Genomic DNA, 7,149 nt, shown 5'->3' with positions numbered 1-7,149 from the left:
AGCGAAAGGAGGTCACAGAACAAGGCAAGACATACACTTATCCACAGCCGACCATTGCTGCGTCGGCTTCCACCCCTGGCTCACGATTCAAGCGGCGCGGTGGCTCAGTTCTACTTCGGCGCGGACAGGAATACCCACCAAAAGTCGTTAGCGGCTTGTTTCCATTGGGAAATCTGGCTGACTAACAGTTAGCACCATTCATATAGCCGACACCTCGACCGTGACAGCGGCCGCCTCCAGGCCGAGCAAGGCGCGGCTTTGCACCAAAGACAGACTCATTTTTCTCCCTCTCCCCAAGTTGGTGCGCCTGCGACATGCAGGCCCACGACCGTGCAGCGTGCAAGCGTGTGCAACTGCCGGAAACAGGGCTTGTAACGATTTGGCGCTCATGGCCGGACCCCCGCGCCCTCTGGCCGCAGCGGTATTTGTGCACTTTGGCACGCTCCCTGCTTTGAGGGTGCTCAGGTCCAACAACACACTTGCGAGGAGTTCCCTGATGACGCACCGTACCGCCGCCCAGGCGCTGATCGTTCTGGCCACTGCATTGACCGCCTCGGGCGCCGCCATGGCCCAGGCCGCCGACGCCGCGGCACCGGCGCCCGCGCCCCTGCTCACGGGCAATGTCTCGCTGACCACGAACTACAAGTTCCGCGGCCAGGACCAGGACATGATCGGCAAGAACGACTACGCCAAGACCAAGGGCTTCAAGCCTGCCATCCAGGGCGGCTTCGACTACGCCTTCGGCGACAGCGGCTTCTACATCGGCAACTGGAACTCCAGCGTCAACTGGCTCAAGGGCAACAGCATCGAGAGCGATATCTACGGCGGCTACAAGTTCAAGGCCGGCCCGGTCGACATGGACGTCGGTGCGCTGACCTACATCTACCCGGGCAACTCTGTCGGCAACACGACCGAGCTGTACGTGGGCGCCACCTACGCGCACGAGACCATCGGCTCCTTCACCGCCAAGTACTCGCACACCGTCTCCAAGGACTACTTCGGCTACGCAGGCGCCAAGACGGGCTCGGGCCTGAAGGGCCGCAACACCGGCTACCTGAACCTGTCGTACAGCAAGGAGATCGTGCCCAAGGTCACCTTCAAGGCGGCCGTCGGCTACACCAACATGTCCAGCGACATCCGCAGCCTGGGCTACAAGAGCTACGTGGACTACAACATCGGCGCCACCTACGACTTCGGCAGCGGCCTCACGCTCACCGGCTCGGTGCAGGGCGCCAACAAGAAGTCGTCCTATGTGGCCGTGGCCTACCCGGGCATCGAGATCCCCGACTTCGGCACCTTCGGCCAGACGACCTACTCGCCGAACAAGGCACGCTTCATCCTCACGCTGACGAAGACGCTGTAATCGACACAACAACCAGGCGCGGCCCATGCTGCCGCGCCACCTTTCATCCATCCAGAAGGAGAAACTCATCATGAAGCTGGTCACAGCCATCATCAAACCGTTCAAGCTCGACGAGGTGCGCGAAGCACTCTCGGCCATCGGCGTGCAGGGCATCACCGTCACGGAAGTGAAGGGCTTCGGTCGCCAGAAGGGCCACACCGAGTTGTACCGCGGCGCCGAGTACGTGGTCGATTTCCTGCCCAAGGTGAAGATCGAGGCGGCCATCTCCGACGAGCTGGTCGACCGCGTGATCGAGGCGGTGGAGGGCGCCGCGCGCACCGGGAAGATCGGCGACGGCAAGATCTTTGTCTACAACCTCGAGCAGGTCGTGCGCATCCGCACCGGCGAAACGGGCCGCGAAGCCCTCTGATCGAGTCCTGGCCCGAAAGAACAACGACTATGAATAAACTTCTTGTCTCTCTGGCGCTCGGCTTGAGCGTCTTCGTCGCCGGCACTTCGGCGCTGGCCCAGGCACCCGCCGCCACCCCTGAGGCACCCGCTGCATCGGCACCCGCCGCTGCCGCGCCCGCTCCTGCTGCGGCTCCCGCGGCTGCAGCACCCGCAGCCGCCGAGGCAGCGCCCGCTGCACCGGCTGCGGCACCTGCGCCCAAGGTCGACTCCGGCGACACCGCCTGGATGCTCACCTCGACCCTGCTCGTGATCCTGATGACCATCCCCGGCCTGGCGCTGTTCTACGGCGGCCTGGGCCGCTCCAAGAACATGCTGTCGGTGCTGATGCAGGTCTTCGTGATCTTCTCGCTGATCAGCATCCTGTGGGCCATCTACGGCTACAGCCTGGCCTTCACGGGCGACGGCAATTTCTTCGGAAGCTTCGACAAGATCTTCATGAAGGGCATCACGCAGGAGACCTTCGGCGCGCTGACCACGATTCCCGAATACGTGTTCTTCGCCTTCCAGGGCACCTTCGCGGCCATCACCGTGGCGCTGATCGTCGGCGCCTTCGCGGAGCGCGCCAAGTTCTCGGCCGTGCTGCTGTTCTCGGTGCTGTGGTTCACCTTCAGCTACGTGCCCATGGCCCACATCGTGTGGGGCGGCGGCCTGCTGGGCAAGGACGGCGCGCTCGACTTCGCGGGCGGCACCGTGGTGCACATCAACGCCGGTATCGCCGGTCTGGTCGGTGCCTACATGGTCGGCAAGCGCGTGGGTTACGGCAAGGAAGCCTTCACGCCGCACTCGCTCACGCTCACCATGGTCGGCGCCTCGCTGCTGTGGGTCGGCTGGTTCGGCTTCAACGCCGGCTCGGCAGGTGCTGCCAACGCCGCTGCAGGCCTGGCCTTCGTGAACACGGTGCTCGCCACCGCCGCCGCGGCCCTGTCGTGGATCCTGGGTGAGAGCCTGCACAAGGGCAAGGCCTCGATGCTGGGCGCTGCCTCGGGCGCCGTCGCCGGTCTCGTGGCCGTCACGCCGGCCGCCGGCTTCGTCGGTCCGATGGGCTCGATCGTGATGGGCCTGCTGGCCGGTCTGGTCTGCCTGTGGGGCGTGGGTGGCCTCAAGCGCATGCTGGGCGCGGACGACGCGTTCGACGTGTTCGGCGTGCACGGCGTGGGCGGCATCCTGGGTGCCATCCTGACCGGTGTGTTCGCAGCCAAGGGCCTGGGCGGCACCGGCGGCCTGACGCCCGACACCTTCTCGATGGGCGCGCAGGTCTGGATCCAGGTCAAGAGCGTGCTGTTCACCATCGTGTGGTCCGGCATCGTGGCGTTCATCGCCTACAAGATCGCCGACCTGACCCTCGGCCTGCGTGTGTCGGAAGAAGAAGAGCGCGAAGGCCTCGACATCTCGTCACACGGCGAAACGGCTTACAACAGGTAAACCCCCCAAGCTTCGCGCACTGCGTGTCGCTTCTCCTACCCCCTTGCAGGGGGCAACACCAGCGGCCCGGCAAAGCCGGTTCCGCGGTGTTTCCCGATAAGGCCGCCGGCATGGCACGGCTGTAAAGAACAAGATTTTTCAGGCGAGTCTCCTTTGGATGTTCAGCCCGCGAGCGCCTCGGCGTCAGCGGGCTTTTTTTTGCGCGGCGCCCGCGCGGGCGGGCGCACAATCGCCCCACCATGTGGACCTCCATCGAAGACAGCCTCTGCGACCTGGGTGAATCGCCGTTCTGGCACCCGCACGAACGCGCGCTCTACTGGCTCGACATTCCGGGCCGCACCGTGCTGCGCACGCGCGGCGAGATCGGTTCGCCTACCGCCACGGTCGAGCGCTGGGCCCTGCCCACCGAACCCGGCTGCATGGCGCCGGCACGCAGCGGCGGCCTCGTGATCGCGCTGCGCGACGGCATCTACCGCGCCCGCGAATGGGGCGGCGAGCTGGTCGCGATGGCGCGCGTGGAGCACGACGTGCGCACCATGCGCTTCAACGACGGCAAGTGCGACACGCTCGGCCGCTTCTGGAGCGGCTCGCTCAACGAAGCCAAAGACCGCGCCAACGCCGCGCTCTACTGCTTCGACGCCCGCCCCGACACCGACATCTCGCCCACCATCAGCTCGATGCTGGAGCACGTCACCACCGCCAACGGCCTGGCGTTCTCGCCTGACAACCGCACGCTCTACTGGGCCGACACCGCCGCGCACGTGGTGCGCGCCTGGGATTGGGATGCCGAGGCCAACACGCTGTCGCATGTGCGCGTGTTCCAGCAGTTCGACGCCAAGCCCACGGGCTGGGTGCCCGGCACGCCCGCGCCGCACTACGACGGCCGACCCGACGGCGCCACTGTCGATGCCAGCGGCCACTACTGGGTCGCGATGTTCGAAGGCGCACAGCTGCTGCGCTTTGCGCCCTCGGGCGAGCGCGTGGCCGCCATCGCGGTGCCCGTGCAATGTCCGACCATGCCCTGCTTCGGTGGGGACGACCTGCGCACCCTGTTCGTCACCAGCGGACGCAAGGGCCGCCCGGCCGACGAGCTGGCGCAGCGCCCGGCTTCGGGCACCGTGCTCGCGATGCGCGTCGACACGCCGGGCCTGCCGGTGAATTTCTTCGAAGACTGAGTAGGGCATCTGCCGCGGATGGCCTTGCTCCACATCCCCCCGATCCAGTGCCTGCTGACCTTCGAGGCCGTCGCGCGGCTGCGGCATGCGGGCCGTGCGGCCGACGAGCTGTGCGTGACGGCCAGCGCCGTGAGCCACCGCATCCGCCAGCTCGAGGCGCACGTGGGCTTCAAGCTCTTCGGTCGCAGCGACTTCAGCCTCACGGCCGACGGCGCCGCTTACCTTGCGAACGTGCGCACCGGCCTGGCCGCGTTGCAGCAGGCCACGCCCGGCAGCCGTGACGCGGCGCTGCGTGCGCCGCGCCTGAGCGTGGCCGTCACGCCCACCTTCAGCCGCCAGTTCCTGATGCCGCGGCTGGAGCTCTTTCGCAACATCTACCCCGACATCGAGCTGGCCTTGCATGTGTCGATTCCGCTGCTCGACGTCACCGCCGAGCAGACCGACCTGCAGGTGCGCTACGGCATCGGCGCGTACGCCGACTGCGAGCACCGCCTGCTCATCGGCGAGGACGTGGTGCCCGCCTGCAGCCCGAGCTACCTCAACGAGTTCGGACCCTTCGACGGCTTTCGCACCGCGGCCGAGATCGCCAGCGCGCGGCTGATCCGCAGCCCGCTCGAACCCTGGAGCACCTGGTTCGCAAGCTGCGGCATCGACCAGCCCGAGCCGCACCTGGGCTCGCAGTTCAACGACCTGGGGCTGGTCTACGACGCGGCCGCGAGCGGCTTCGGCGTGGCGCTGGTGCGACAGAAGCTGGGCGCCGCCTGGTTCGAATCGGGGCGGCTGGTGGCGCTGTCGGAACGGCCCGTGCCCTCGCCGCACCGCCACTACATCTGCTGGCAGCCGGGCACGCTGGAGCGCTGGGAGTGCGCCGCTTTCGTCGACTGGATCGTGCAGACGCTGCACTGAGCACAGCTGTGACCGGTGCCCGCTGTTCGCGGGCCCGGCACCGTCCGACACGCCCGGCCGACAAATTTTTATCAAGGTCCAGGCAAAAAACCTTCAATCCGGACGACGCGCTTCTCCCTAGAGTGCGGGGCACAACAACAGCCTCCCCGGAGACAACGCATGACCTGGCAGCAGATCTACGACCCGTTCGGCAACATGATCATTTCCACCGCGCTCGCCGCGATCCCGGTGGTGGTGATGCTCGCGTGCCTCGGCTTCTTCCACATCAAGGCCCACATCGCCGCCGGCCTGGGCCTGCTGGCCGCCATCGCGGTGGCCGTGTTCGCCTACGGCATGCCGGCCGACATGGCCGGGCGCGCGGCGCTCTTCGGCGGCTTCACCGGCCTGCTGCCGATCGGCTGGATCGTGCTGAACATCATCTTCCTGCAGCAGCTGGCCGAACAGAACGGCAGCTTCAAGGTGCTGCAGGACTCGCTCTCGGGCATCACCGAGGATCGCCGCATCCAGCTGCTGCTGATCGCCTTCTGCTTCGGTGCCTTCTTCGAGGGCGCGGCGGGCTTCGGCACGCCGGTGGCCGTGACGGCCGGCATCCTGATCGGCCTGGGCTTCTCGCCGCTGGCCGCTTCGGGCCTCTCGCTGATCGCCAACACCGCGCCGGTGGCCTTCGGCGCGCTCGGCACGCCGGTCATCACGCTGGCCAAGGTGCACGGCTACGACCTGATGGAAGTCACCGCGATGATCGGCCGGCAACTGCCGTTCTTCTCGCTGCTGGTGCCCTTCTGGCTCATCTGGGCCTTCGCGGGACGCAAGGCGATGATGGAAGTCTGGCCCGCCATCCTGGTCACGGGCGTGTCGTTCGCGGTGCCGCAGTACCTGGTCTCGAACTTCATCGGCCCCGAGCTGGTGGACATCATTGCGGCCATCGTGTCGATGGCCAGCCTCGTGCTGTTCCTGCGCGTGTGGCAGCCGAAGAATGTCTGGCGCTCACCCTCGCTGCGCGGCAAGGACGTGAGCGCACACGAGGCCAAGCCGCCGGCGGCCATCGTCGTGCACAGCCGCGAGGCGCTGGTGCGCGCGTGGATGCCGTGGGTGATCCTGTCGGTGTTCGTCTTCGTCTGGGGCCTGCCCTCGGTGAAGACCGCGCTCAACGGCGTCTTCGCGCCCTCGTTCCCGATGGGCGGCCTGCACAACCTGATCGAGAAGATGCCGCCGGTGGTCACGGCGCCCACGAAGGAAGGCGCGGTCTACGTGCTGAACCTGCTGTCGGCCACGGGCACCGGCATCCTGCTGTCGGCGATCGTGAGCGCCTTCTTCATGAAGTACAACCCGCTGGAGATCGTGCGCACCTTCTTCCGCACGCTGTGGATGGTGCGCTACTCGCTCATGACCATCGTGCTGATGCTCGCACTGGGCACGCTCACGCGCTACTCGGGCACCGATACCACGCTGGGCCTGGCGTTCGCCAACACCGGCGTGCTGTATCCGTTCTTCGGCACGCTGATGGGCTGGATCGGCGTGGCCATGACGGGCTCCGACACCGCCTCGAACGTGCTCTTCGGCGGCATGCAGAAGGTCGCGGCCGACCAGCTGGGCCTCTCCCCCAATCTCATGGGCGCGGCCAACAGCTCGGGCGGTGTGATGGGTAAGATGATCGACGCCCAGTCGATCGTGGTGGCCTCCACCGCCACGCGGTGGTTCAATCACGAGGGCGACATCCTGCGCTACGTGTTCTTCCACTCGATCGCGCTGGCATCGCTGGTCGGCCTGTACGTGACGATGCAGGCCTATGTGTGGCCATTCACCCTGATGGTCGTCCGCTGAAAGTTTGGTTTC

The 7,149-nt window shown here is 66.6% G+C and carries 6 protein-coding genes; all 6 read left to right on the top strand.

The genetic code is table 11. From position 1 onward, the window contains the following. Nucleotides 1–496 precede the first annotated feature (496 nt). The 6 genes from D3H34_RS09205 (at nt 497) to D3H34_RS09180 (ending at nt 7,137) form a co-directional block, all read left to right on the top strand. The gene (locus tag D3H34_RS09205; protein WP_119553141.1) at nt 497–1,363 is read left to right on the top strand and encodes a TorF family putative porin; all 867 of its coding nucleotides are present in this window, start codon (nt 497–499) and stop codon (nt 1,361–1,363) included. Nucleotides 1,364–1,433: 70 nt separating this feature from the next. Next, nucleotides 1,434–1,772 (top strand): P-II family nitrogen regulator, encoded by a 339-nt coding sequence (gene glnK, locus D3H34_RS09200; RefSeq protein ID WP_056583732.1) that lies wholly within the window; start codon nt 1,434–1,436, stop codon nt 1,770–1,772. A gap of 29 nt (nt 1,773–1,801) precedes the next feature. Next, on the top strand, nt 1,802–3,235 hold the full coding sequence (locus tag D3H34_RS09195; protein WP_119553140.1) for an ammonium transporter: 1,434 nt from the start codon (nt 1,802–1,804) through the stop codon (nt 3,233–3,235). A 239-nt stretch (nt 3,236–3,474) separates the two neighbouring features. Continuing rightward, on the top strand, nt 3,475–4,410 hold the full coding sequence (locus D3H34_RS09190; RefSeq protein WP_119553139.1) for an SMP-30/gluconolactonase/LRE family protein: 936 nt from the start codon (nt 3,475–3,477) through the stop codon (nt 4,408–4,410). Between the two features lie 18 nt (nt 4,411–4,428). Further along, complete coding sequence (locus D3H34_RS09185) at nt 4,429–5,316, top strand: LysR substrate-binding domain-containing protein (protein WP_119553138.1); 888 nt, start codon at nt 4,429–4,431, stop codon at nt 5,314–5,316. A 159-nt stretch (nt 5,317–5,475) separates the two neighbouring features. Next, a complete protein-coding gene (locus tag D3H34_RS09180; protein WP_119553137.1) occupies nt 5,476–7,137 on the top strand; it encodes an L-lactate permease in 1,662 nt (553 codons plus the stop codon). Nucleotides 7,138–7,149 lie beyond the last annotated feature (12 nt).

The organism is Acidovorax cavernicola, assembly GCF_003581445.1.
The sequence above is the reverse complement of the archived record's forward strand: the minus strand, read 5'-3'. Positions and strand labels throughout refer to the sequence as shown.